Genomic DNA, 25,942 nt, shown 5'->3' with positions numbered 1-25,942 from the left:
TTCAGCTGAGCGAGGGCGTGCGGCGGCGCGGAATGTCGCGCAGCAGTGGCGGGATCGACAGCGCCAGCAGCAGTGCCGCCAGCGGCACCACGCAGATGAAGCCCACGTACTTGAAGCCCAGCGCGCCCGCCGCACCGCCGAGCACGAACATGCCGACCAGCCCGCCGGCGCGGCGCAGGCGGCTGCGGTCGTGCCGCACGGGCAGGACATGCGCCGGCGCTGACTTCGAGCGGCGGTTCCAGTAGAGCATCTTGCCGATCTCGATGCCCATGTCGGTGATGTTGCCGGTCATGTGCGTGGTGCGGATGCTGCCGCCCGAGGTCTTGGAGGCCACCGCGTTCTGCAGGCCCATGATGAAGGACAGCAGCAGCACGGTGAGCGGCACCGCGAACGGCGTGGCCCAGGTCAGAGTGATCGCGCCCATGAGCCCGAAGGGAAACATCAGCGCCGCCTCGAGCATCAGCGGCAGCGCGTACACGCCATGCATGCGGTGCTGGCGGGCCCAGTTGACGAGCACCGCGCACACGGCGGCGCCGGTGAGGAAAGCGAGGATCGCGCCCAGCGCGTTCAGCAGCAGCTTGACGTTGCCCAGCACCATGCCGTCGGCCAACTGCGAGGCGAAGCCGGTCATGTGCGAGGTGTACATGTGCAGCACAAGGAAGCCGCCCGCGTTGATGGCGCCGGCATTGAAGGCCAGCAGGAAGCCCAGCGCGGTGTTGGTCGACGGCGCTCGGTGGCGGTTGGTGAGAAAGCGAATTCTGCGCAAGGTGGCTCTCCGGTCGGCGCTTGGGGCCAGAGCCACTCTAGCACCGGGGCCGCCCCGGAAGGCTCTGCTACTTGAGCCAGCCGCGCCGGCGGAAGTACCACATCGGCACCAGCGCGCTGGCCGCCATGAGCACGATGGCGTAGGGATAGCCCATGGCCCAGTCGAGCTCGGGCATGAACTTGAAGTTCATGCCGTAGATGCTGGCGATGAGCGTCGGCGGCAGCAGCGCCACGCTGGCCACCGAGAAGATCTTGATGGTCTTGTTCTGGTTGATGTTGATGAAACCGACGGTCGCATCCATCAGGAAGTTGATCTTGTCGAACAGGAAAGCCGTGTGGTTGTCCAGCGACTCGATGTCGCGCAGGATCTGGCGGGCTTCCTCGAACTGCTCGGCGTTGAGCATCTTGCTGCGCATCATGAAGCTGACGGCGCGGCGCGTGTCCATCACGTTGCGGCGGATGCGCCCGTTCAGGTCTTCCTGCCGCGCGATGGCGCCGAGCACCTCGCCGGCCAGCTCGTCGCTGACGTTGCCCGACAGCACCTTCTTGCTGGCGGCCTCGAGTTCGTCGTAGATGTTCTCCAGCGAGTCGGCCGAGTATTCGGCGTCGGCGTCGAAGAGCTTGAGCATGACTTCCTTGGCGTCCTCGATCAGCCCCGGCGCGCGGCGCGCGCGCATGCGCAGCAGGCGGAACACGGGCACGTCCTCGTCGTGGATCGAGAACAGCACGCCGCGGCTGCGCAGGTCGGTGTTGTGCTGGTTGAGTATGAAGGCCACGCGCACGGCGCGCGGGGCTTCGTCGTCGTCGATCAGGAAGTCGGAGCGGATGTGCAGCTCGCCGTTGTCTTCCTCGTAGAAGCGGGCCGATTCCTCGATGTCCTCGTCCATCGCATCCTCGGGGATGGACAGCCCGTAGTACTGCTTGATCCAGCGCTTCTCCTCGAGCGTGGGCGACTCGAGGTCGACCCAGATCGGCTGGAACCTGGAGAGCTCTTCGAGAGCCTCGATTTCTTCCTGGACGAGGCGGCCGTTGGCGAGCGTGAAGATGTTGAGCATGAGGCTCACTCCCTGGATTGACTGACTGGACGATGGGCGAGGGAGGGGGCGCTTTCAATTCCCTGGCCCGACGTGCGCAGGAAGCGCGAGCAAGGCGTCAGCGAAAGGGAGTTGAAAGCTGCCGAGACGGGGCGGTTTCCATGGGAAATATCTCCGGTTGCAGCGAGGCGCGATTATGTCACCGGCCACATGTCGGCGAGGTGGCTGGACTGGACGGGCATACAGTAAAGTCACGGACCATGCAGAGCACTGCGCTTCCCGCTTTTTCCGCCGCGCCGAAGACCCAGGCCGAACGCCTGGCGCAGGCGCTGGCCTCGCTCAACGAGGCGCAGCGCGCGGCGGTGGAGCACGGCGTGGGTGCTGCAGTTGCCGTGGCGGACGAGCGGCCGCTGCTCGTCATCGCCGGCGCCGGCTCGGGCAAGACCAGCACGCTGGCGCATCGGGTGGCGAACCTCATCGCCGGCGGCGTCGATGCGCAGCGCCTGCTGCTGCTGACCTTCTCGCGCCGCGCCGCGCAGGAAATGGAGCGCCGCGCGGGCCGGGTGCTGGCGCAGGTGCTGGGGCTGAAGTCGGAGGCGCCGCCGGCGCTGCCGTGGGCCGGCACCTTCCACGGTATCGGTGCGCGGCTGCTGCGCGAGTACGCGCCCCAGATCGGCCTCGACGAGAACTTCACCATTCACGACCGCGGCGACGCCGAGGACCTGATGGGGCTGGTGCGGCACGAGCTGGGGCTTTCCTCCACCGTCAACCGCTTTCCGCGCAAGGGCACCTGCCTGTCGATCTACTCGCGCTGCGTGAACACCCGCGCGCCGCTGGCCGACGTGCTGAAGGAGGCCTTTCCCTGGTGCGGCGAGTGGGAGGCCGAGCTGAAGAGGTTGTTCGGCGCGTATGTCGAGGCCAAGCAGCGGCAGAACGTCCTCGACTACGACGACCTGCTGCTCTACTGGGCCGAGATGGCAGCCGAGCCTTCGCTGGCCGCACACATCGGCGCGCGCTTCGACCACGTGCTGGTCGACGAGTACCAGGACACCAACCTGCTGCAGGCGGCGATCCTGCTGGCGCTCAAGCCCGACGGGCGCGGCGTGACGGTGGTGGGGGACGACGCGCAATCGATCTATTCCTTCCGCGGCGCGACGGTGCGCAACATCCTCGACTTTCCCTCGCAGTTCACGCAGCCCGCGCGCGTGCTCACGCTGGAGCGCAACTACCGCTCGACGCAGCCGATCCTCGACGTGTCGAACCGCGTCATCGCGCAGGCCGCCGAGCGGCATGCCAAGACGCTGTGGACCGACAAGCCCTCGGCCGGCAAGCCGCTCCTGGTGCTCGTGCCCGACGAGGCGGGGCAGGCGCGCTGGGTGGCCGACAAGGTTCTGGTGCACCGCGAGGGCGGGCTGGCGCTGAAGTCGCAGGCGGTGCTGTTCCGCACTTCGACGCACAGCGCGGCGCTCGAACTCGAGCTGGCGCGGCGCAACATCCCGTTCGTGAAGTTCGGCGGGCTCAAGTTCCTGGAGGCCTCGCATGTGAAGGACCTGCTCGCGGTTTTGCGCTTCGCGCAGAACCCGCGCGGGCGCATGGCGGGCTTCCGCGTGACGCAGCTCATCCCCGGCATCGGGCCCGCCACGAGTGCGCGCCTGCTCGACGCGATGGAGCAGGCGGCCGACCCCGCCCAGGCGGTGCGCGATTTCGTGCCGCCTTCCGCCGCACGCGCGCAATGGGCCGACTTCGCGAAGGCCTACGAGGCACTGCGCGCGCCCACGCTGAAGTGGCCGGCCGACGTCGAGCTGGCGATGGACTGGTATCTGCCGCATCTGGAGCGCCTGTACGAGGACACCTCCGGCGTGCGGCGCGCCGACGTGGAGCAGCTCGCGCGGCTCGCGGCCGGGTACGCCTCGCGCGAACGCTTCCTCACCGAGCTCACGCTCGATCCGCCCGAAGCCACCAGCGACCGCCCGGGGCCGCCGCTGCTGGACGAGGACTACCTGATCCTCTCGACCATCCATTCGGCCAAGGGGCAGGAATGGAATTCGGTGCACGTGCTCAACGTGGTCGACGGCTGCCTGCCGGCCGACGTGGCGCAGAGCGCGCACGAACTGGAGGAAGAGCGCCGCCTGCTCTACGTGGCGATGACCCGGGCGCGCGACCATCTGCACCTGCTGGTGCCGCAGCGCTTTCACATCACGCAGCAGGCGGCGCGCGGCGACCGGCACCTGTATGCGAACCGCACGCGCTTCATCGCCGATGCCGACCTCGAAGGCTTCGAGCAGCAGACCTGGCCGCCTCCGCCGGAGCGCCCGCCGGCCGTGCCGCCGCCCAGCTCGGTGATCGACCTGCGCAACAGGATGCGGGCGACCTGGCGCTGACCGGCCCAGGCGGGCGCAGGCCCTTCCGCCGGCATGGTCACCAGCCTGCCGATGCTGAAACACTTGTTCCCGAATCGCGGCATCGCCTGCCCCGCGCGCGGCAGCCGCTATCGATTCCCTAGCGTGTGGAAAGCTGCTCACGAAGCCGAAAAACCCCGGACAACTCAGGTATTGCAATACCGTGACAGCTTGGGCATAGTGAATCGACCTTCCCCTCTTTCTCCTCTTCTTTCCCTCCCCCTTTCTCCCTCCCAACTCCCTCAGAGAACTCCCGTTTCGTTTCGCCGGCCAAACCGCATCCCGCGGGGCGGTCATTTCCCCAACCGTCAATTCCAGGAGGTCATTCATGAATTTGACGATCAGCGGTCATCACCTCGACGTCACACCTGCCTTGCGCACCTACGTCACGAGCAAGCTGGACCGGGTCATCCGACACTTCGACCAGGTGGTCGATGTGAAGGTGATCCTCACGGTGGAGAAGCAGAAGGAAAAGGAACGCCGCCAAAGGGCGGAATGCAACATCCACGTCAAGGGCAATGACATGTTCGCGGAGTCGAGCCACGCTGATCTCTACGCTGCGGTCGATGAACTGGTCGACAAACTCGACCGCCAGGTGGTGCGCCACAAGGACCGCCTGCAGGACCACCATCACGCGGCGCCCAAACGCGTGATGTAAGGAGCCCCGGGCTCGCATCGCAAGGCCGCCTTCGGGCGGCTTTTTGTTTTCCGACTGTCGCGGTCGGGCTTTTGGCAGTCGCCCAGAGGGGACCGAGAGGCCTCTGGGCAACATGTAGACAGAAAGTAAATAGGGGGACTGGGGGTTTTTACCAAGCGGGTGCATAATCGCCCCCGCTCTCCACCCACCATGAATCGACTCGCGTCCATCCTGCCGCCCGCTCAAGTGCTTGTGAGCGTTGACGCTACCAGCAAGAAACGTGCTTTCGAAGAAGCCGGCCTGCTGTTCGAAAGCCTTCACGGTCTGGGCCGTGCCCTCATCACCGACAGCCTCTTCGCGCGCGAGCGCCTCGGCTCCACCGGACTGGGCCACGGCGTCGCCATTCCGCATGGCCGCATCAAGGGCCTCAAGTCGCCGATGGCCGCCGTGTTCCAGCTGGCCAACCCGATCGGCTTCGACGCCCCCGACGAGCAACCCGTCGCCTTGCTGATCTTCCTGCTGGTTCCCGAAGCGGCCACGCAGAAGCATCTCGAAATCCTCTCCGAAATCGCCGAGCTGCTGAGCGACGCCAGCCTGCGCGAACAGATCAAGTCCAGCACCGACGCCACGGCCTTGCACGACCTGATCGCCGGCTGGCAATCCACTCAAGTCGCCTGAGCGCATGCGTCGGCGCGCGCGGCTGCTGATAAGCTGCGCGGCTCCTTCTTCCCTCATTCCAACGCAAAGCCGGCGCCCGCGCGCCGTCTCCTGAACGCATGAAGCCGACCGTCATCAGCGCCGATGCCATGTTCGAGGAGTTCCGTGGCTCGCTCCGCTGGGAATGGCTCGCGGGGCTGGGCGCGTCGGAGCGCCAGTTCGACGCGGAGGTCATCAGCCGCGCGCAGTCGGCGGCGGACCTCGTCGGCTATCTCAACTACATCCACCCGTACCGCGTGCAGATCCTCGGCGCCCGCGAGGTGGCCTACCTGACGCGCGGCAGCGAGGAAGACTGCGCCCGGCGCATTGCCCGCATCGTCACGCTGGAGCCGCCGATGCTGGTGCTGGCCGACGGCCAGGCCGCGCCCGACGAGCTGCTGTCGATCTGCGAGCGCGCCCAACTGCCGCTCTTCGCCACGCGCGAGTCGTCGGCATTCGTGATCGACCTGCTGCGCGCCTACCTGTCCAAGCACTTTGCCGAGCGCACATCGATGCACGGCGTTTTCATGGACATCCTGGGCATGGGGGTGATGATCACGGGCGAGTCGGGCCTGGGCAAGAGCGAGCTGGGGCTGGAGCTGATCTCTCGCGGCAACGGCCTGGTGGCCGACGACGCGGTCGACCTCTACCGCATCAACCAGAACACCATCGAGGGCCGTTGCCCCGACCTGCTGCTGAACCTGCTGGAAGTGCGCGGCATCGGCCTGCTGGACATCCGCGCCATCTTCGGCGAGACGGCGGTGCGCCGGAAGATGCGGCTCAAGCTCATCGTGCACCTGGTGCGGCGCGACAGCTTCGAGCGCGACTACGAGCGCATGCCCTCGGCGCCGCTCACGCAGGACGTGCTGGGCATCCCGGTGCGCAAGGTCATCATCCAGGTGGTTGCTGGCCGCAACATTGCCGTGCTGGTGGAAGCCGCGGTGCGCAATTCGATCCTGCAGCTGCGCGGCATCGACACTTATGCCGACTTCGTGGCGCGGCACCACAAGGCGATGGAAAGCTCGCGCGACGGGGATTGACTGACCAGGGAATGCGGCTGCCGCCTGGCCGCGCCTCCCCCTCGGGGGTGGAGCTATACGCAGCGAAGCGAAGTGAAAAGCCGGGGGTCAACGTTTCTTCGCGCAGTCTCCGCACAAACCGTAGAGAGACATGGCGTGGTCCTGCAGGATCCAGCCCTTGTCCTTGGCGATCATCTGCTGGCGGCGCTCGATCTCGGCGTCGTAGAACTCCTCGACCTTGCCGCAGGAGGTACAGATCAGGTGGTCGTGGTGCGTGCCTTCGTTCAGCTCGTAGACCGCCTTGCCGCTTTCGAAGTGGCTGCGCTCCAGGATGCCGGCCTGCTCGAACTGGGTGAGCACCCGGTAGACGGTGGCCAGTCCGATGTCGGAGTGTTCGTTCAGCAGCACGCGGAACACGTCTTCCGCCGTCATGTGCCGCTGGCTGCCGGTCTGGAAGATCTCCAGGATCTTCAGGCGCGGCAGGGTGGCCTTGAGGCCGGTGTTCTTGAGTTCGTCGATGTTGGCCATGTTGGTTCCTGAGCCCCTGGCGGGGCTGCGGCAAAAGGCCCCGAAAAGGCCAGCCGCTACAATGGCCGATCATATCGCTACCCCTTTTCCCTCCCATGCCTGCCTTCTTCCAACGCCGGCCCTGGCTGCTGGCCGCCGCCGTCGCGGCAACGCTCGGCCTCGGTGCCTGCAGCGGTTTCACCGAGCGCACGCGTGGCGCGCTGGCCGCCGTAACCCCCTACAAAGTCGAGGTGGTTCAGGGCAATTTCGTGTCGAAGGAACAGGTTGCGGCGCTCAAGCCGGGCATGTCCCGCCAGCAGGTGCGTGAGATCCTGGGAACCTCGCTGCTGAACGACGTCTTCCATGCCAACCGCTGGGACTACGTCTTCACCATCCGCCGCCAGGGCGTCGATCCGCAGGAACGCCGACTGACCGTGTTCTTCAACGGTGAACTCATGGACCGCTTCGAGGGCGACGAGATGCCCAGCGAGGAAGAATTCGTCGCCACGCTCGACACCCGGAAGAAATCCGGCAAGGTGCCCACGCTCGAGGCCTCGGAAGAAGATCTCAAGAAATACGCACCCAAGGACGGCGAGAAAAAAGCCGATGCCGACAAGGCCGCGTCGTCGGCATCCCTGCCGCCGCTGCCGGCCGCCTACCCCCCGCTCGAAGCCGCGCGCTGAGCGCTTGCTGGGGCATCGGCGGCAGCGGACGGTGCCGCCGGGCCGGTCCGTGTGGTGCCGATCGATGTTTCCGACCGCCTCGGGCCGTTTCGAAAATCCTCGAAGACTGACTGAATCCGCGTGACCGAACCCACCTCCACTCCCGCCACCCATTCCGCCTCCGCGCCGCGCCGCGTCGCCATCGCCGGGGCTTCAGGCCGCATGGGCCACATGCTGATCGAGGCCGTGCGCAACGCGCCCGACCTGCGTCTGGCCGGCGCCCTCGACATCGCCGGCAGCCCGGCCCTGGGCTCCGATGCCGGCGCCTTCCTGGGCTTCGACAGCGGCGTGTCCATCGTGTCCGACCTGCGCGAAGGCCTGAAGGACGCGCAGGTGCTCATCGACTTCACCCGCCCCGAAGGCACGCTCGCGCACCTCGCTGTGTGCCGCGAGCTGGGCGTGCAGGCCGTCATCGGCACCACCGGCTTCAGCGACGCGCAGAAGGCCGAGATCGCCGAGATCGCCAAGGACATCGCCATCATGATGGCGCCCAACATGAGCGTGGGCGTCAACGTCACCTTCAAGCTGCTCGAGATGGCGGCCAAGGCCATGGCGACGGGCTACGACATCGAGATCATCGAGGCGCACCACCGCCACAAGGTCGACGCCCCCTCGGGTACCGCGCTCAAGATGGGCGAGGTCATCGCCGATGCGCTGGGCCGCGACCTCAAGGACTGCGCCGTGTACGCCCGCGAAGGCATCACCGGCGAGCGCGACCCGTCCACCATCGGTTTCTCGGCCATCCGCGGCGGCGACATCGTGGGCGACCACACCGTGCTGTTCGCCGGCACCGGCGAGCGCATCGAGATCACCCACAAGTCGTCCAGCCGCGTCACCTACGCGCAGGGCAGCCTGCGCGCGGTGCGCTTCCTGGCCGGGCAGCGCGCGGGCCTGTTCGACATGTACGACGTGCTCGGTCTTCGCTGACCGCGCAACAGGCAAGGACCGCCGATGAGCGTGCTCGAACTGCTGGCCCACGGTGACGGCGTCAGCCGTTCGGTGGCCGCGCTGCTGCTGGCGATGTCGATCGCAAGCTGGGTCATCATCCTCTGGAAGGCATGGCTGCTGCGCGGCGGCACGCGCGACGTGCTGCGCAGCATCGCGGCGTTCTGGCAGTCGTCCACGCTGGCCGATGCCGAGCAGAAGCTCAAGGCCTTCGACCGCGCGACGCTGGTGTCGCCCGCCGTCTCGGCCATCCGTAGCGTGGCCGCGGGCGAGCCGGCCGGCACGCTGGGCGCCACGGTCGACCGCAACCAGCGCCTCACGCGCGTGCTGCGCGATGCCCTGCATGGCGCGCTGCGCCGGCTGCAGGCGGGGCAGATCCTGCTGGCCACGGTCGGCGCCACGGCGCCCTTCGTCGGGCTGCTGGGCACGGTCTGGGGCATCTACGGCGCTCTGACCGGCATTGCCGGCCAGACCGGCGGCTTCACCATCGACAAGGTGGCGGGCCCGGTCGGCGAGGCGCTCATCATGACGGCCTTCGGCCTGGCCGTGGCCATTCCGGCCGTGCTGGCCTACAACGTCTTCGGCCGCGTCATCGGCCGCATCGAGGCCGAGCTCGAAGGCTTCGCGCACGACCTGCTGGGCAGCTTCGGCGCCCCGCCGGCACCCGCCGCGGCTCCGCCCGCGCGGCCGATGCCGGTCTAGGCCGGATACGGCGAGTCAGACCATGGCCTTCGGTCGCACACCACTGGGCAGCGCCACCGGCGGCGGACGCGCGATGGGCGGCGGCGCGCAGCGGCCGCTGTCCGACATCAACGTCACGCCGCTGGTCGACGTGATGCTGGTGCTGCTGGTGATCTTCATCATCACCGCGCCGCTGATGGCCAGCTCGATCAAGCTCGACCTGCCGCAGACCGACGCCGGCCAGCCCAACGACGCACCCAAGTTCGTGAGCCTGTCGGTCGATGCGTCGGGCAAGGTCTTCCTCAACGACAAGGCCGTGACCGACGAGGAACTGGCTCAGCAGCTCGAGAAGGCCGCCGCCGACAGCAAGGACACCGAGGTGCAGTTGCGTGCGGACCAGACCGTGCCTTATGGCAAGGTGGTGGCGCTGATGGGCATCGCGAACAAGGCGGGGCTCAGCCGCATCGGGTTCGTGACCGAAGCCGAGCCGGCGCAGCAAAAACCGCGTTGATTTTTCTTGCTCCTTCCCCCGCTGGGGGAAGGCTGGGATGGGGGCACGCGCCCAACGAGCGCTGGAGTGTGGGAGAGGCCGTCGTGCCCCCACCCCAGCCCTCCCCCAGCGGGGGAGGGAGAAACGCGGGCACGCTCAGCCCAGCACCACCGGTTTGGTGTGCCAGATCTCGTGCGCATACTGCGCGATCGTGCGGTCCGACGAGAACACCCCCATCCCCGCCACGTTGAGGATCGCCATCCGCGTCCACGCGTCCGGGTCGCGGTACAGCGCGTCGACCTCCGCCTGCTTCGCCACGTAGCTCGCGTAGTCGGCCAGCAGCAGGTAGTGGTCGCCCCAGTTCACCAGCGCGTCGTAGATGCCCTGGTAACGCGAGGGCTCGCCCGGCGAGAAGGCGCCGTCGCGGATCGCGTCGAGCACGCGCTTGAGCTCGGCGTTGCCTTCATAGATGTCGCGCGGCTGGTAGCCCCGGGCGCGGATGTCGGCCACCTCGGGCGTGGTGTTGCCGAAGATGAAGATGTTCTCCGGCCCAACGCTCTCGCGCATCTCGACGTTCGCGCCGTCCAGCGTGCCGATGGTGAGCGCGCCGTTGAGCGCGAACTTCATGTTGCCGGTGCCCGATGCCTCGGTGCCCGCCGTTGAGATCTGCTCCGACAGGTCGGCCGCCGGCATGATGATCTCGGCCAGGCTCACGCTGTAGTTCGGCAGGAACACCACCTTCAGCAGCTTGCCCACGCGCGCGTCGGCGTTGATGGTGGCGGCCACGTCGTTGATCAGCCTGATGACCAGCTTGGCCATTGCGTATGCCGACGCCGCCTTGCCCGCGAACACCACCACGCGCGGAACGATGTCCAGCGGCGTGCCCGCGGCCTGCGCGTCGAGGATGCGGTGGTAGCGCGTCACCACGTGCAGCACGTTGAGCAGCTGCCGCTTGTATTCGTGGATGCGCTTGACCTGCACGTCGAACATCGCGTCCGTGTCGATGTCGATCTTCAGGTGCTGCTCGACCCAGTTGGCCAGCCGTAGCTTGTTCTCGCGCTTGGCATGGCGGAAGGCGCGCACGAAGGCCGGCTGCGCGGCCATGGGCCGGAGCGCCTCCAGCTGCGAGAGGTCGCGCCGCCAGCCCTTGCCGATGCGCTGGTCGAGCAGCGCCGCCAGCGGCGGGTTGGCCTGCGCGAGCCAGCGCCGGGGCGTGACGCCGTTGGTCTTGTTGTTGAAGCGCTCGGGAAAGATCTTCGCGAAGTCCGAGAAGATCGACTGCTTCATCAGCTCCGAGTGCAGCCCCGACACGCCGTTGACCGAATGGCTCGCCAGCACCGCGACGTAGGCCATGCGCACGCGGCGCTCGCCGGCCTCGTCGACCAGCGAAAGGCGGCGCATCAGCTCCACGTCGTTGCCCACCTTCTGCGTCACCGTGGCGAGGAACTTCGCGTTGATGTCGTAGATGATCTGCAGGTGCCTCGGCAGGATGCGCCCGAGCATTTCCACCGGCCAGGTCTCCAGCGCCTCGTGCATCAGCGTGTGGTTGGTGTAGCTGAACACCTTCTGCGTGTGCGCCCAGGCCACGTCCCACGAGAGGCCGTGCTCGTCGAGCAGCAGGCGCATGAGCTCGGGCACCGCCAGCACCGGGTGCGTGTCGTTCAGGTGGATGCTGACTTTTTCCGAAAGCTGGTCGAATGTCTTGTGGTTGCGCAGGTAGCGGCGCAGCAGGTCCTGGACGCTGGCGCTGCAGAAGAAGTACTCCTGGTGCAGGCGCAGCTCGCGGCCCGAGGGCGTGGAGTCGTCGGGGTAGAGAACGCGCGAGACGTTCTCCGAGTGGTTCTTGCTCTCCACCGCCTGCATGTAGTTGCCGCGGTTGAAGGCCGAGAGGTCGATCTCCTCGGTGGCACGCGCCGACCACAGCCGCAGCGTGTTGGTGGCCTGCGTGCCGTAGCCCGGAATGATGGTGTCGTAGGCCACCGCCAGCACGTCGTGCGTGTCGACCCAGTCGGCCGCGCCGCTCGGAACGCTGGCGCCCTCGCGCTTCTGCACATGGCCGCCGAAGCGCACGCGGTAGTTCACCTCGGGCCGCTGGAACTCCCACGGATTGCCGCGCGTGAGCCAGTAGTCGGGCGTTTCCACCTGCTGGCCGTCGACGATGCGCTGGCGGAACATGCCGTATTCGTAGCGGATGCCGTAGCCCATGCCAGGCACGCCGAGCGTGGCCATCGAGTCGAGAAAGCAGGCCGCGAGCCGCCCGAGGCCGCCGTTGCCCAGCGCCGCGTCGGGCTCGCGCTCCGACAGGGCCGCCATGTCCACGCCGAAGTCGGCCAGCGCCTCGCGCACCGTGTCGTACAGGTCCACCGCCAGCAGCGCATTGGTGAAGGTGCGCCCGATCAGGAACTCCATCGACAGGTAGTAGACGCGCTTGAGGTCCTGCGCGTAGTTGGCGCGCGTGGTCGTCATCCAGCGCTCGACCAGCTGGTCGCGCACCGCCTGCGAGGTGGCGTTGAGCCAGTCGTCCTGGCTGGCCGCGACCGGGTCCTTGCCGACCGCATAGATCAGCTTGTTGGCCACGGCGCGCTTGAAGGCCGCGACGTCGCGGTCGGGGTGGTCGTATGCGAAGTCCTTGATGGTCATGGGGCGCTCCCGGAAGGTGGTTATTTCATGCTTTGCCGGTACACGTCGATGTACTGCGCCGCGGCGGTGGCCCAGTCGGCCGGCCGGCGCATGGCGTTGCCGCGCACGCGGCGCCAGTCGGGCGCGCGCTCGTAGAGCGCGAAGGCGCGGCGCAGCGCGCGTTCGTAGTCGGCGGCTTCGAAGCGGTCGAACACGAAGCCGGTGGCCTCGCCGCTGGCCAGGTCTTCCAGCGAGCTGTCGACCACCGTGTCGGCCAGCCCGCCGACGCGGCGCACCAGCGGCAGGCTGCCGTACTTGAGGCCATACATCTGCGTGAGGCCGCAGGGCTCGAAGAGCGAAGGCACCAGCGTCACGTCGCCGGCGCCGAAGAGCTGGTGCGCCAGCGTCTCGTTGTAGCCGATGGTCACGGCCACCGACTGCGGCGCGGCCGCCGCGCGCTGGCGGAAGCCTTCCTCCAGCCAGGCCTCGCCGCTGCCCAGCAGCGCGAGCTGGCCGCCCTGGGCGAGCATCGCGTCGAGCCCGCCGAGCACCAGGTGCAGGCCCTTCTGCTCGGTGAGCCGGCTCACGACGATGAAAAGCGGCGCATCCGGCCGTTCGGCCAGCCCCAGCTGGTGCTGCAGCACCGACTTGCAGCGCGCCTTGCCGGCCATGTGGCGGCCTTCGGGCGTGTGATAGCCCTGCACCAGCGCGGCGTCGCCGGCCGGGTTCCAGACCTGGTCGTCGACCGCGTTGAGGATGCCGCTCAACGCCGCGCTGCGCTGGCGCAGCAGGCCGTCGAGCCCGCAGCCCTGCTCGGGCGTCTGGATTTCGAGCGCATAGGTCGGGCTCACGGTGGTGAGCCGGTCGGCGAAGTACAGGCCGCCCTTCATGAACGAGACCTGTCCGTGGTATTCGAGCCCGTTCATCTGGAACGCGGCGCCCGGCAGGCCGAGCTCCGTGAAGTGCCAGGGCGCGAAGATGCCCTGGTAGGCCAGGTTGTGCACGGTGAAGACGCTGCCCACGTGCGGGGCGCCCGATTGCCGTGCGAAGTGCAGGTAGGCCGGCGCGAGCGCGGCATGCCAGTCGTGCGCGTGCACGACCTCGGGCTGCCATGCCGGGTCCAGCCCCTGCGCCAGCCGTGCTGCGGCCCAGCCGAGCAGCGCGAAGCGGCGGTGGTTGTCGCCGTAGGGCTGGCGCGAGGTGTCCTCGTAGGGGTTGCCGGGCCGGTCGTAGAGCGCCGGCGCGTCGATCACGTAGGCCGGGATGCCCGGTGCGCCGTCGATGTGCCCCAGCCGCAGCCTGAAGCGCTCGCCCCAGGGGGCGTCGAAGCCGGCCACGGGCGCGAGGTCGCGCACGCCGGCCACGATGGCCGGGAAACCCGGCAGCAGCACGCGCGCGTCCTGGCCGGCCGCCATGAGCGCCAGGGGCAGGGCGCCGGCGATGTCCGCCAGGCCGCCGGTCTTGAGGAGGGGGAAGAGTTCGGCGCTGACCTGGAGGATTCGCATCGTGGGTGGATCAGGCCGAAGCCAGGCGTTTGAGCATCTCGCGCGTGACGAGCACCACGCCGCTTTCCGTGCGCTCGAAGCGCGCGGCGTCCGCCTCGGCATCTTCGCCGATCACCATGTCCTCCGGTATGACGCATGCGCGATCGATCACCACGCGGCTCAGCCTCGCGCCCCGGCCGACCTCCACGTCGGGCAGCAGCACGGCCTCGTTGATTTCGCAGAAGGAGTGGATGCGCACGCCCGAGAACAGCACCGAGCTGCTGACCTTGGAGCCCGAGACGATGCAGCCGCCCGAGACGATGGTGTTGACCGTCATGCCGTGCTGGCCGTTGCGGTCGAGCACGAACTTGGCCGGCGGCAGCTGCCGCTGGTAGGTCCAGATGGGCCAGTCCGTGTCATAGATGTCGAGCTCCGGGGTGATGGAGGCCAGGTCGAGGTTGGCTGCCCAGAATGCATCAATCGTGCCCACGTCGCGCCAGTAGGTCTTGGCCTCGGGCCCGCGCGAGGCCCGCGTGACGCACGACATGCCGAACGGGTGGGCCAGTGCGCGGCCCTGGGCCACGGCGCGGGGAATGATGTCCTTGCCGAAGTCGTGGCTCGAATCGGGGTTGACGCTGTCTTCCTCCAGCAGCTGGTAGAGGTACTCGGAGTCGAACACGTAGATGCCCATGCTCGCCAGCGCGATGTCGGGCTTGCCGGGCATCGCGGGCGGATCGGCGGGCTTCTCGAGGAAGTCGGTGATCTGGCGGCCGTCGTCCACGGCCATCACGCCGAAGGCCGTGGCCTCCATGCGCGGCACCTCGATGCAGCCGACCGTGCAGCCCAGGCCGTGCTCGGCGTGGTCCTTCACCATCAGCGAGTAGTCCATCTTGTAGATGTGGTCGCCGGCCAGCACCACCACGTAGTCGTGCTTGGTGGAGCGGGTCTGGATGATGTCCAGGTTCTGGAACACCGCGTCGGCCGTGCCGCGGTACCAGTGCTCGTCGCCCACGCGCTGCTGCGCGGGCAGCACGTCGACCATCTCGTTGAGCTCCGCGCGAAGGAAGCTCCAGCCGCGCTGCAGGTGGCGCATGAGCGAGTGCGACTTGTACTGCGTGACCACCGCCATGCGCCGGATGCCCGAGTTCAGGCAGTTCGACAGCGCGAAGTCGATGATGCGGAACTTGCCGCCGAAGTACACGGCCGGCTTGGCACGCCGGTCGGTCAGCTGCCTGAGGCGGGAGCCGCGTCCGCCGGCCAGCACCAGGGCGATGGTGCGGCGCACCAGTTGATGGGCCTGCAGCTCCTGTTGCGGTAGCTGCGCTTGCGGTGTGAGGTTGTCCATCCTGAGTCTCCGTTTTGTTGGTCGTTCGCCTGGCCGGAATACGCCGTCAGAGTTTCTGCATCGAGCCTAGCACCGCGCTGCACGGCTGGCTCCTACGTTCTTGCAATCCCGATGCTCGAAAAAGGCACTTGCACCGTGGCTTCCAGCGCCTCGGGGCCATCGCCCGGGTCGGCCGCCGGATCGGTGCTCAGGCAGAGGCGCCACGTGCCCGGGGGCAGCGTGAACGGCACGGCTTGCGGGCCCGCGTTCACCATCACCAGCCATGAGCTTTCCGTAGCCTCTTCATGGTCGAAGAGGATTGCAAGGGCCGTGCCCGTGCCGTTCCAGTCGGTGGGCGTCATCGGCTGGCCATCGGGGCGCAGCCAGTGGATGCCCGGCGATGCGCCCGGGGGCGATTCGGCCGGCCACCAGCGCGTGCTGCGCAGGGCAGGGGCCTCGCGGCGCAGCGCGGCGAGGCGCGCGATGAAGGCGCTCAGGCGCGCCGCGTCGCTGCCTGGGGCGGAGGTGCCTATCCATGCGAGCCAGGTGGTGTCGTTGTCCTGGCAATAGGCGTTGTTGTTGCCCCTCTGGCTGTGGCCGAGCTCGTCGCCCGCCAGCAGCATCGGCGTGCCCTGGGACAGCATCAGCGTGGCGAGCAGCGCGCGCTGCAGCCGGGTGCGCAGGGCCAGCACGGCGGGGTCGTCGCTCGGACCCTCGACACCGCAGTTGTTGCTGAGGTTGTGGCCATGGCCGTCGCGGTTGTTCTCGCCGTTGGCGAGGTTGTGGCGCTCGTCGTAGCTCACCAGGTCGCGCAGCGTGAAGCCGTCGTGTGCGGTGATGAAGTTGACGCTCGCCGTCGGCGCGCGGCCATGGTGCTCGAACTGGGTGCTGGAGGCCGCGAAGCGATGAGCGAAGTCGCCAAGGCCGGCCTTGTCGCCGTGGCCCTGCCGAAGCCAGAAGCCGCGCTGCGTGTCGCGGTAGCGGTCGTTCCATTCGAGCCAGCCGGGCGGGAACTCGCCGAGCCGGTAGCCGCCGGGGCCGATGTCCCAGGGCTCGGCGATGAGCAGCGCGCGCGAAAGCACCGGGTCTTGCGCGATCGCCGCGAAGAAGGGCGCGCGCGCATCGAAGCCGCGCTGCGCGTCGGCGCGCCCAAGCACAGGCGCGAGATCGAAGCGGAAGCCGTCGACGCCCATCTCGCAGGCCCAGAAGCGCAGGCTGTCCATCACCAGCTGCAGCACGCGCGGCTCGCCGAGGTTCAGGCAGTTGCCCGTGCCGGCCCAGTTCTCGTAGAGGGAGCAGTCGTCGGCGCGCAGGTGGTAGTAGAGCGCGTTGTCGATGCCGCGCATCGAAAGCGTCGGGCCTAGCTCGTCGCTCTCGGCGCTGTGGTTGTAGACCACGTCGATCACCAGCTCCATGCCGCGCGCGTGGATCGCGTCGGCCATCGCGCGGAACTCGCTGGCGGGCGTGGTGCCGGGGCGGCCGCTCCAGTAGCGGGCTTCTGGGGCGAACCAGCCGATGGTGTTGTAGCCCCAGTAGTTGGTCAGGCCCATGCGCAGCAGGCGGGGCTCGTCGGCCCTGTGCTGGACGGGCATGAGGCTGAGGGTGGTGATGCCGAGCTGCTGGAGGTGGTCGAGCACCGCGGGCTCGGCGAGGCCGGCGTAGGTGCCGCGCAGCGGTGCGGGGACTGCGGGGTTGAGTTTCGTCTGGCCTTTGACGTGGAGTTCGTAGAGGACGCGGTCGCCTGTTGTGATGCGGGAGTGGCCGGGAGGGGCAGGGTCTGGTGGTGGTGCGACTCGGGCTTTGAGGGCGACTGCTGCGTTGTCTCGGGTGTCTCTTTTGTCCAGGTTCGCCGGGTCGTGGCCGAGGAAGAGGTCGCTGCCGTCGTAGGTGCCTGCGATTTCGCGGGCGTAGGGATCCAGCAGCAGCTTTGCCGGGTTGAAGCGCTGGCCTGCTTTGGGGTTCCAGGGGCCGTGGACTCGGTAGGCGTAGACGAGGCCTGGTTTGCCGCTGGGGAGGTGGCCGTGCCAGATGCCGTCTGTGCTTGCTGGCAGGCGGAGGCGTTGTTGTTCGTTTTTGCCTGTGGAGTCGAAGATGCAGAGGTCTACGGCTTCTGCGGAGGGGGCTGCCAGCGCGAAGTTGACGCCTTGTTGGGAAGGCGTGGCACCCAAGGGGAAGGGCTTGCCTGGGCTCAGCATCTTGTTTGCTCTTCGTGGGGGGTGCTTCCCGGGGCCGGGTCTCGGCCCGGCGGCCGACCTACTTTTCTTTGCTTCGCCAAAGAAAAGTAGGCAAAAGAAAGGCGACCCCACTGTCTGCGACCCCTTCGCTGCGCTACGGGGCAACCTGCGGTGCTCGCGTTTCGCGGGGTCTCGCAGAACTCGCTTCGCTCAAACAGCTGCGAGCCCTTGTCCGCGAAACGCTGCGCTCCTCGGCGCAGCCAGAGGGGAGGGTATACGCTCGGGCCTTTGCTTCGCTCGGCCACCAAGGCACGGCAGGCGCTTCGCGCCTGCCGTGCTTGGAATGGGGCGGAGGGGGTGTTGGGGTTGCGTGCGCTGTTGGTGTCGTCGGAATTGGTTCTGGCCTTGAATCCCCGGCCGAGCGAAGCGAAGGCCAGTTCAGGCTGTTCAAAAAAGCCGAGCGCAGCGATGGCGCGGATCGATCCCTTCTGGCTGCGCCGAGGAGCGCAGACGTAGGAGGGATCAGGGCCGCAGCTGTTTGAGCGAAGCGAGTTCTGCGGACCCCCTCCTACGTCGAGCACCGCAGGTTGCCCGTAGCGAAGCGAAGGGACGCAGACAGTAGGGTCGCCTTTCTTTTGCCTACGTTTCTTTGGCGAAGCAAAGAAAAGTAGGTCGGCCGCCGGGCCGAGACCCGGCCCCGGAAAGCAGCCCAATCCAAAGATCAAACCAGCACCCACATCAAGGTCCCCAAAGGAGGCAAGTCAATCGAAATCGAATCCGACTTCTCATGCCAGGGCACAGGCGAACTCTCCACCACCCCGTTCCCCACGCCACTCCCCCCATAAACCAAACCATCCGTATTGATGACTTCGCGATAGGACCCAGCACAAGGCACCCCCAACCGATACCCAACCCGAGGCACAGGCGTGAAGTTGCAAACCACCACAACAAACTCCCCACCCCGCCCCCGCCGCACAAAAGCAAACACCGACTGATCCGAGTCGTCATGCACAACCCACTCGAACCCCTGCGCCTCATGGTCGAGCTCATGCAGCGCAGGAAAGTGGCGGTACACGTTGTTCAGATCCCGCACCAGCCTGCGCACCCCCTGATGCGACGCATGCTCCAGCAGATGCCAATCCAGGCTGCGATCCGCATTCCACTCCGCGTACTGCGCAAACTCCCCACCCATGAAGAGCAGCTTCTTCCCCGGATAAGCCCAGAGGTACCCGTACAGGTTGCGCAAGCCCGCGAACTTCTGCCACTCGTCACCGGGCATGCGTCCGATCATCGAGCCCTTGCCATGCACCACTTCGTCATGCGAAAGCGGCAGCACGAAGTTCTCGCTGTGCGCGTACATCAGGCCAAAAGTGATCTGCCGGTGGTGGTGCTTGCGGTAGACCGGATCGGTGCTGGCATACGCCAGCGTGTCGTTCATCCACCCCATGTTCCACTTGTAGTGGAAGCCGAGCCCGCCGTCCTCGGGCGGCCGGGTCACGCCGGGAAAGCTGGTCGACTCCTCGGCGATGGTCACCGCGCCGGGCCGCTCGACGCCGACCACGCGGTTCATGCGGCGAAGGAATTCGATGGCTTCCAGGTTCTCGCGTCCGCCGAGCGAATTGGGAATCCACTCACCCGACTTGCGGCTGTAGTCGCGGTAGAGCATGGAGGCCACGGCGTCCACGCGCAGGCCGTCCACGCCGTAGCGCTCCAGCCAGTACAGCGCATTGCCCACGAGGTAGTTGCGGACCTCCGTGCGGGCGTAGTTGAAGATCAGCGTCTGCCAGTCGTTGTGGAAGCCTTCGCGCGGGTCGGCGTATTCATACAGCGCTGTGCCGTCGAAGCGGCCCAGGCCGTGGGCATCGGTCGGGAAGTGCGCGGGCACCCAGTCGAGGATCACGCCCAGCCCCGCCGCGTGCGCGGCCTCGACGAAATGGCGGAAGTCGCCCGGCGTGCCGAAGCGGGAGGTGGGCGCGTAAAGGCCGATGGGCTGGTAGCCCCACGAGCCGTCGAAGGGGTGCTCGCTCACGGGCAGCAGCTCGATGTGCGTGAAGCCCATGTCGCGCGCGTACGGCACCAGCGTGTCGGCGAGCTCGCGGTAGTCCAGCCACTCGTGACCGTCGTTCTTGCGGCGCCACGAGCCCAGGTGCACTTCATAGATGCTGATGGGCGCGTCGCGGCCGTTGGCGGCGGCGCGGCCTTCGGGCATCTTCACCGGCGCGGGCAGGGGCTGCACCACGCAGGCGGTGTCGGGGCGCAGCTGCGCGGAGAAGGCGAAGGGGTCGGCCTTGCGCAGCACCTCGCCCTGCGCGGACAGGATCTCGAACTCGTAGCTGTCGCCCACGGACACGTGCGGCGCGAAGATCTCCCACACGCCGCATTCGCGGCGCAGCCGCATCATGTGGCGCCGGCCGTCCCAGTTGTTGAAGCTGCCGACCACCGATACGCGCCTTGCATTCGGCGCCCAGACCGCGAAGGCCACGCCCTTCACGCCGTCGATCTCGCGCAGGTGCGCGCCCAGCCGCTCCCATGGCCGCAGATGCGTGCCCTCGGCCAGCAGCCACACGTCGGTTTCGCCGAGCACGAACGGAAAGCGGTAGGGGTCTTCCAGCCGCGAGGTGTGAGTGTCCCAGTCGACCTGGAAGGAGTAGCCCATGCGCGCCTCGGCGGCCGGAACGAGTCCGCTGAACAGGTCGGACTCGGGATGGCGCGTGAGTATCGACAGCGGCCAGCCGGTGCGCGAATGCACCACCGCCACGTGCTGGGCGCCGGGCAGCAGCGCGCGCACGACCAGCCCGTCGGGCGTCTCGTGCGGACCCAGCACGGCGAACGGGTCGCCGTGCTCGGCGCGCATCAGCGCGTGGATTTCAGGCTCCGGGAGGGGCTTCAGGGGCATGTAGGAGGGGCTCAGCTTCGTTCTTCGTCGGCAGGCACGCCGAAGAAGACGCCGTACGGCGCCAACCGGAGCATGCGCTCTCCGTCTGAGGTGTGGATGACGGATGTCTCCGCCAGCGGCTGTCCGACAACAGGAGCAATGCCGTGCGGCAGCGGCATCGATGCCGGTTCGCAGCCGAAGTTGAAGATCGCCTGCATCGACGAAGCGCCGTCGCCGTGCCGCTCGAAGTGCAGCAAGGGCTCCGGCGCATCGACGAAACGGATGCCGCCGGTGCGCAGCAGCGGCTGGGTGCGCCGCCAGCTCAGCAGGGCGCGGCTGAAGGCCAGCATCGAGCCGGGGTCGGCGTCCTGGCGCTCGACGGCCAGCGGCAGGTGCGGGCCATACATCGGCAGCCAGGGCGTACCGGTGGTGAAGCCGCCGTTGGGCGCCTCGCCGGTCCACGGCATCGGCGTGCGGCAGCCGTCGCGGCCCTTGAACTCGGGCCAGAAGGCGCGGCCGTACGGGTCCTGCAGCAGTTCGAAGGGCACCTCGGCCTCGGGCAGGCCCAGTTCCTCGCCCTGGTAGATGCTGGCGCTGCCGCGCAGCGAGAGCAGCAGCGCGAGCCAGAGCCGGTCGCGGCGGGTGTCGGGCGCGCCGCCGTCGCTCCAGCGGGTCGCGACGCGCGGGACGTCGTGGTTCGACACCGCCCAGCAGCCCCAGCCGCCGGTGAGCGCGAGCGCGCTGTCGAGCGCCTCGACCTGGTGGCGCAGGTGCGCGGGGCTGTGGTCGGCCGTCAGGAGGCTGAAGCTGTAGGCCAGGTGCAGGCGCTTGCCGAGTTCGGTGTACTGGGCCATGACCGGCGGCGCGTTCTCGTCGCCGACCTCGCCCAGCGCCACCGCGCCGTACTCGTCGAGCAGCCGGCGCAGTCCTTCGAGGAACGCCAGGTTCTCGTGCTGGCTCTTGTCGTACAGGTGCTGCTGCATCGCGTACGGGTTGTCGGCGCGCACCGTGCTGACCTCGCCGATGGAAGCCGGCGTGGCCGGCGGGTTGTCGCGCAGCAGCGCGTCGTGGAACTGGTGGTTGCAGGCGTCGAATCGGAAACCGTCGACGCCGCGCTCGCACCAGAAGCGAACCTCGCCCAGCAGCGCCTCCTGCACTTCGGCGCAGTGGAAGTTCAGGTCGGGCTGCTCGGACAGGAAGCTGTGCAGGTAGTACTGGCGCCGCCGAGAGTCCCATTGCCAGGCCGGGCCGCCGAACACCGACAGCCAATTGTTCGGCGGTGTGCCGTCGGGCTTCGGGTCGGCCCACACGTACCAGTCGGCCTTGGGGTTGTCGCGCGAAGACCGGCTTTCGGCGAACCAGGCGTGCCGGTCGGAGGTGTGCGAGAGCACCTGGTCGATGATGAGCTTCAGGCCCAGCTCGTGCATCCGCGCCAGCATGGCGTCGAAGTCGGCCAGTGTGCCGAAGAGCGGATCGACCGCGCGGTAGTCGGACACGTCGTAACCGAAGTCCTTCATCGGCGAGCGGAAGAAAGGGGAGACCCAGATGGCGTCGACGCCGAGGCTGGCCACGTGCTCCAGCCGGGACGTGATGCCCGGCAGGTCGCCGATGCCGTCGCCGTCGCTGTCCATGAAGCTGCGCGGGTAGATCTGGTAGATCACCGCGCCGCGCCACCATTCGCTGTCGCTGCCGTCGGTTTTGCTGCTGGCCATGCCGGTCCCTGTGGTCTGAAATCATTGTGGCATGCGAATTCCGGGCCAGTGATACGGGCTTGCGGGGCGGTGCCGGGCAGTGGTTCACGGCGCGAAGGACCGTGAAGCTTTCTACACTGGGCGCCGTTCCCGGTTTTCAACATGACGATTCCAGCAGATCCCGTTTCCCCCTCTTCCTCCCTGGCCGCGCTCGAGGCCCGGCTCGCCCAGGACCTCTCCTACCTCGGCTGGCCCGCCCGCAACTGGATGCCGCCGCGGCAGGCCGCCGATGGCGAAGCCATGATCGACGTGGCCATCATCGGCGGCGGACAGGCCGGGCTGGCCGCCTCGGTGGCGCTGGCGCAGCTGGGCATCCGCGCCGTGGTGTTCGACCGCTCGCCCGCCGGCAGCGAGGGCCCGTGGGCCACCACGGCCCGCATGGAGACGCTGCGCTCGCCCAAGGAACTCACCGGCCCCGCGCTGGGCCTGCCCGCGCTGACCTTCCGAGCGTGGTTCGAGGCCCAGTTCGGGCTGGAAGCCTGGGCTGCGATGGACAAGATTCCGCGCCTGCAGTGGATGGACTACCTCGTCTGGTACCGCCGCGTGATGGGCGTGGACGTGCGCAACGGCATGGCGGTGACGGCCATCCGCCCCCTGCCCGACGCCACCGGCGTGCGCCTCGACCTGCGCTCGCCCGAAGGCGAACGCAGCAGCGTGCTGGCGCGCCGCCTGGTGCTGGCCACCGGGCGCGACGGCCTCGGCGGCCCGGCCGTGCCGGCCTTCGTGAACGCCCTGCCGCGTTCGAAGTGGGCGCATTCCTCCGACGAGATGGATTACGGCAAGCTCAAGGGCCTGCGCGTGGGCGTGATCGGCGCGGGTTCCTCGGCCATGGACAGCGCCGCCACCGCGCTGGAAGCCGGCGCGCACAGCGTCGAACTGCTGATCCGCCGCACCGACCTGCCGCGCGTCAACAAGGGCAAGGGCGCGGGCGTGCCGGGGCTCACGCAGGGGCACTACGACCTGCCGGACGAGCTCAAGTGGCGCATCCGCCACTACATCAACGTGCTGAACGTACCGCCGCCGCACGGCAGCACGCTGCGGGTGTCGCGCCACGCCAATGCGTTCTTCAACTTCGGCTGCCCGGTGCTGTCGGTCGAGCCGAAGGGCGACTCGATGGTGGTGTCGACGCCCAAAGGCGATTTCGAATTCGACTTCCTGATCGTCTCGACCGGCTTCAAGGTCGACTGGCCCGCCCGCCCCGAGTTCGCCGCCATTGCACCCCACGTGCGCACCTGGAAGGACCGCTTCACGCCTGCCCCCGGCGACGAAGACCAGGAACTGGCCGACTCGCCCGACCTCGGCCCGGCCTTCGAGTTCAAGGAGCGCGCGCCCGGCGAGTGCCCGGGGCTCGCACGCATCCATTGCTTCTGCTACCCGGCGGCGCTCTCGCACGGCACGGTGTCGGGCGACATTCCGGCCATCAGCGACGGCGCCAGGCGGCTGGCCAGTGGCATCGCCAGCCTGTTCTACCGCGAGGACTTCGACCAGCACTGGGCCTACCTCCAGGAGTTCGCCGAGCCGGAGCTTTTCGGCGACGAATGGACCCCTGCGCTGCCGCCCAAAGAAAGAAACTGAGAAGAAACCGAACCATGACAAGCACACCCGTTTCCGATGTGATCGACGCCGTCGTCCCCCTGACGCCGGACCAACCCAACTGGGCGCTGCGCCGCCAGCGCGAAAAGGTGCTCGCCGCGACGCAGGGCAGCTACGACGCGATGTTTTCCCCTTCCGTCGAGGGCATCTCGGTGACCGAGCGGCTGCTGGTGGCGCTGCATGCCTGCCGCGTGTCGAAGGCCGACAGCCTGGCGGTGCACTACCGCGACCGGCTCGTGGCCGAAGGAGCCGACGCCGCCGTGGTCGCGGCGGTGGATGCCGGCAAGCCCGTCGCCGACGCCCGCCTGCAGGCCATGCTGGCCTTCACCGGCAAGCTGATCGAGCGCCCCATCGAGGGCGACAAGGCTGCCGTTCAGTCGCTGGCCGCGAGCGGCCTGTCGACCCCAGCCATCGTGGCGATGAGCCAGTTGATCGCCTTCCTCTCATACCAGATCCGCGTCGCCGCGGGGCTGAGGGCGCTGGCCGCCGCCACGGAGGTGTCGGCATGAGCGCTCCGATCCGCATCAAGGGCTTCACCAACGAAGTGCTCAAGTGGAAGCCGTGGCTGGACACGGTGGACGTCGACACCGCCACGCCCGAGCAACTGGCGGCGCTGGACGAGATGAGCCCGCAGGCGCGCACCTCGCCCTACTTCCTGGTGCTGGCGCACCAGCCCGAGATTCTTCTGCAGCGCTCCATTGCCTTCAACGCGATCATGTTCGCGCCGGGCGGCATGCCGCGCGCCGAGCGCGAGCTGGGCGCCACGGTGGAATCGCGCGTCAACGGCTGCGTGTACTGCGCCTCGGTGCATGCCCAGCGCTTCGAGCAGCTGGCCAGGCGCAACGACGTGATCTCGCAGGTGTTCGAGGAGCCCGCGGGCGCCGGTACCACGGAACGCGAGAAGGCGATCGTCGATTTCTCGATCCGCCTGGGCGCCGAGCCCGACAAGGTCACGGCCGACGATGTTCGCAAGCTCAAGGACGTGGGGCTGGGCGAGCTGGAAATCCTCGACCTGATCCACTCGGTCGCCATCTTCGCCTGGGCCAACCGGCTGATGCTCAACCTCGGGGAACCGGTGTTCCCCGAAGCCGACACCTCCGACGCTTCATAGGCGGGAGAGCAGGCCGGCGACGGTTTCGTCCGCCAGGCCCAGTGGCCCGACCAGGTCGTTCTCGCGGCGGTAGTCGATGCTGTTGACCAGCGATGCCGCGTCCACGATGGTGCGGGTCGCGGGTGTCGGCACGCCCGCGATGGCGCCCAGCGCCTCGACGAAGGCCAGGCCGTAGGGCATGTCTTCGCTCACATAGCGCGTGTCCGTCTGCGTGGGGCCGGGCGGACCGCCGCGCTTGGCGTGCAGTTCGGCGGCGATGTCGGCGAGCTTCTCGGAGGTGGTTCCGAAGGAGCGCGCGAAGTGCGCCTCGATGGGGCCGACCTCGATGCCGAAGGCGGCCGCCACGGCGCGGCGCTCCGCATCGAGCGCCTCGATCGCGCGCGACACGCCGGGTGTCATGCAGTGGTACTGCGGCCAGTTCTCGGCGCGCTCGATGCGCGTCCAGTTGAAGACCGTGAGCGGCCCGTGCGACTGCGGGTTGACGTTGGCCAGGGCGCTGGCGAGCGCGCTGCCCTGGGCGGAGAAGCCTTCGCCGAAGAGATCGGCGCACAGCGCGAGGGCCTCGTCGATCCGGCCGGCGGGCAGGGCGGAGACGCCGACCGCCTTGCGCCGCGTCATCACGCGGACCTGCGTGCCGGACTCGCGGCGCGCGGTCAGCACCGTGGTGCCGAAGCTGGCGACTGTGAGCTGCTGCAAGCCCGCGCGCACCGCGGCCTCGTGCAGGTAGAGCGAGGACAGCGAGGCCATCGAGCTGACGATCACCGTCTGGCCGTCGCGCAGGAAGGGCAGCAGCGCGTCCATCACGCGCCTGTGGCCGTTGACGGGAAGGGTGATCAGCAGCAGGTCGGAGGCCGCGCAGAGCCCGGCCGCGTCGTCGGCGACCTCGACGCTCACCGAGAACGACTCGATGCCGCTAGCCTCCAGCGGCTGCGTGCGCAGCGCCTCCGCCCCCCGGCCACCCGGCGACCACACGGTGACGCCATGGCCCGCCCGCCGCAGCCACGCCGCGCTGGCCAGAGCGATCGCCCCGGCCCCGGCAATGCCGACGCGATACCGCTTCGCCGCGACCGTCACAGGCGCATCCCCATTCGGGAACACCGTGGAACCGGCTCCGCC

General features: G+C 68.2%; 21 protein-coding genes. 11 read left to right on the top strand and 10 right to left on the bottom strand.

All coding sequences use genetic code 11. The features are described from left to right. Position 1: 1 nt before the first annotated feature. Positions 2 to 766 carry a YoaK family protein gene (locus tag QMO14_RS00695; protein ID WP_301503681.1) on the bottom strand — a complete coding sequence of 255 codons (765 nt, stop codon included), beginning with the start codon at positions 764 to 766 and terminating at the stop codon, positions 2 to 4. 67 nt (positions 767 to 833) lie between these two features. Beyond that, positions 834 to 1,820 carry a magnesium/cobalt transporter CorA gene (gene corA, locus QMO14_RS00690; RefSeq protein WP_057593823.1) on the bottom strand — a complete coding sequence of 329 codons (987 nt, stop codon included), beginning with the start codon at positions 1,818 to 1,820 and terminating at the stop codon, positions 834 to 836. A 239-nt stretch (positions 1,821 to 2,059) separates the two neighbouring features. Between corA and QMO14_RS00685 the strand changes: the two genes are divergently transcribed. The 4 genes from QMO14_RS00685 (at position 2,060) to hprK (ending at position 6,571) form a co-directional block, all read left to right on the top strand. After that, positions 2,060 to 4,180: an ATP-dependent helicase gene (locus QMO14_RS00685; RefSeq protein WP_301503680.1), complete on the top strand. Its 2,121-nt coding sequence runs from the start codon at positions 2,060 to 2,062 to the stop codon at positions 4,178 to 4,180. 346 nt (positions 4,181 to 4,526) lie between these two features. Next, positions 4,527 to 4,856, top strand: coding sequence for a ribosome-associated translation inhibitor RaiA (raiA, locus tag QMO14_RS00680; RefSeq protein ID WP_125948955.1), 330 nt, complete (start codon positions 4,527 to 4,529; stop codon positions 4,854 to 4,856). Between the two features lie 189 nt (positions 4,857 to 5,045). Further along, positions 5,046 to 5,513, top strand: coding sequence for a PTS sugar transporter subunit IIA (locus QMO14_RS00675; RefSeq protein ID WP_019655574.1), 468 nt, complete (start codon positions 5,046 to 5,048; stop codon positions 5,511 to 5,513). Between the two features lie 98 nt (positions 5,514 to 5,611). Then, complete coding sequence (hprK, locus tag QMO14_RS00670) at positions 5,612 to 6,571, top strand: HPr(Ser) kinase/phosphatase (RefSeq protein ID WP_126022249.1); 960 nt, start codon at positions 5,612 to 5,614, stop codon at positions 6,569 to 6,571. 87 nt (positions 6,572 to 6,658) lie between these two features. On the opposite strand, the gene fur is transcribed toward hprK, so the two are convergent. Next, the gene (gene fur / locus QMO14_RS00665; RefSeq protein ID WP_019655576.1) at positions 6,659 to 7,078 is read right to left on the bottom strand and encodes a ferric iron uptake transcriptional regulator; all 420 of its coding nucleotides are present in this window, start codon (positions 7,076 to 7,078) and stop codon (positions 6,659 to 6,661) included. A gap of 95 nt (positions 7,079 to 7,173) precedes the next feature. On the opposite strand from fur, the gene QMO14_RS00660 reads away from it, so the two are divergent. From QMO14_RS00660 to QMO14_RS00645, 4 genes are all read left to right on the top strand, one after another. Beyond that, a complete protein-coding gene (locus QMO14_RS00660; protein ID WP_301503679.1) occupies positions 7,174 to 7,740 on the top strand; it encodes an outer membrane protein assembly factor BamE in 567 nt (188 codons plus the stop codon). Positions 7,741 to 7,860: 120 nt separating this feature from the next. Continuing rightward, complete coding sequence (gene dapB / locus QMO14_RS00655) at positions 7,861 to 8,706, top strand: 4-hydroxy-tetrahydrodipicolinate reductase (RefSeq protein WP_301503678.1); 846 nt, start codon at positions 7,861 to 7,863, stop codon at positions 8,704 to 8,706. A gap of 24 nt (positions 8,707 to 8,730) precedes the next feature. Then, positions 8,731 to 9,426, top strand: coding sequence for a MotA/TolQ/ExbB proton channel family protein (locus tag QMO14_RS00650; RefSeq protein ID WP_301503677.1), 696 nt, complete (start codon positions 8,731 to 8,733; stop codon positions 9,424 to 9,426). 22 nt (positions 9,427 to 9,448) lie between these two features. Then, positions 9,449 to 9,916: a biopolymer transporter ExbD gene (locus tag QMO14_RS00645; protein WP_301503676.1), complete on the top strand. Its 468-nt coding sequence runs from the start codon at positions 9,449 to 9,451 to the stop codon at positions 9,914 to 9,916. A gap of 135 nt (positions 9,917 to 10,051) precedes the next feature. On the opposite strand, the gene QMO14_RS00640 is transcribed toward QMO14_RS00645, so the two are convergent. The 6 genes from QMO14_RS00640 to QMO14_RS00615 form a co-directional block, all read right to left on the bottom strand. Continuing rightward, the gene (locus tag QMO14_RS00640) at positions 10,052 to 12,535 is read right to left on the bottom strand and encodes a glycogen/starch/alpha-glucan phosphorylase (RefSeq protein WP_301503675.1); all 2,484 of its coding nucleotides are present in this window, start codon (positions 12,533 to 12,535) and stop codon (positions 10,052 to 10,054) included. A gap of 20 nt (positions 12,536 to 12,555) precedes the next feature. Next, entirely contained in the window at positions 12,556 to 14,019 is a 1,464-nt protein-coding gene (gene glgA / locus QMO14_RS00635) for a glycogen synthase GlgA (RefSeq protein WP_301503674.1), read from the bottom strand. Between the two features lie 10 nt (positions 14,020 to 14,029). Further along, a complete protein-coding gene (gene glgC, locus QMO14_RS00630; protein WP_301503673.1) occupies positions 14,030 to 15,343 on the bottom strand; it encodes a glucose-1-phosphate adenylyltransferase in 1,314 nt (437 codons plus the stop codon). A gap of 92 nt (positions 15,344 to 15,435) precedes the next feature. Continuing rightward, positions 15,436 to 17,517, bottom strand: coding sequence for a glycogen debranching protein GlgX (gene glgX / locus QMO14_RS00625; protein WP_301503672.1), 2,082 nt, complete (start codon positions 17,515 to 17,517; stop codon positions 15,436 to 15,438). Positions 17,518 to 18,217: 700 nt separating this feature from the next. After that, positions 18,218 to 20,392, bottom strand: coding sequence for a 1,4-alpha-glucan branching protein GlgB (gene glgB / locus QMO14_RS00620; RefSeq protein WP_301503671.1), 2,175 nt, complete (start codon positions 20,390 to 20,392; stop codon positions 18,218 to 18,220). Positions 20,393 to 20,403: 11 nt separating this feature from the next. Further along, positions 20,404 to 22,083 (bottom strand): alpha-amylase family glycosyl hydrolase, encoded by a 1,680-nt coding sequence (locus QMO14_RS00615; protein WP_301503670.1) that lies wholly within the window; start codon positions 22,081 to 22,083, stop codon positions 20,404 to 20,406. 141 nt (positions 22,084 to 22,224) lie between these two features. Here QMO14_RS00615 and QMO14_RS00610 point away from each other — a divergent pair, with 141 nt between their 5' ends. The 3 genes from QMO14_RS00610 to QMO14_RS00600 are packed head-to-tail and all read left to right on the top strand — an operon-like array spanning position 22,225 to position 24,826. Continuing rightward, positions 22,225 to 23,697: an NAD(P)-binding domain-containing protein gene (locus QMO14_RS00610; protein ID WP_301503669.1), complete on the top strand. Its 1,473-nt coding sequence runs from the start codon at positions 22,225 to 22,227 to the stop codon at positions 23,695 to 23,697. A gap of 14 nt (positions 23,698 to 23,711) precedes the next feature. Next, entirely contained in the window at positions 23,712 to 24,224 is a 513-nt protein-coding gene (locus tag QMO14_RS00605; RefSeq protein ID WP_301503668.1) for a CMD domain-containing protein, read from the top strand. Continuing rightward, complete coding sequence (locus QMO14_RS00600) at positions 24,221 to 24,826, top strand: peroxidase-related enzyme (RefSeq protein WP_301503667.1); 606 nt, start codon at positions 24,221 to 24,223, stop codon at positions 24,824 to 24,826. Before QMO14_RS00605 ends, QMO14_RS00600 begins: the two co-directional genes overlap by 4 nt. On the opposite strand, the gene QMO14_RS00595 is transcribed toward QMO14_RS00600, so the two are convergent. After that, positions 24,821 to 25,924 carry an NAD/NADP-dependent octopine/nopaline dehydrogenase family protein gene (locus tag QMO14_RS00595; protein ID WP_301503666.1) on the bottom strand — a complete coding sequence of 368 codons (1,104 nt, stop codon included), beginning with the start codon at positions 25,922 to 25,924 and terminating at the stop codon, positions 24,821 to 24,823. The genes QMO14_RS00600 and QMO14_RS00595 overlap by 6 nt on opposite strands. Between the last annotated feature and the right edge of the window lie 18 nt (positions 25,925 to 25,942).

Source organism: Variovorax sp. CAN15 (assembly GCF_030462475.1).
In the GTDB taxonomy this organism is placed as follows: domain Bacteria; phylum Pseudomonadota; class Gammaproteobacteria; order Burkholderiales; family Burkholderiaceae_C; genus Variovorax.
The sequence above is the reverse complement of the archived record's forward strand: the minus strand, read 5'-3'. Positions and strand labels throughout refer to the sequence as shown.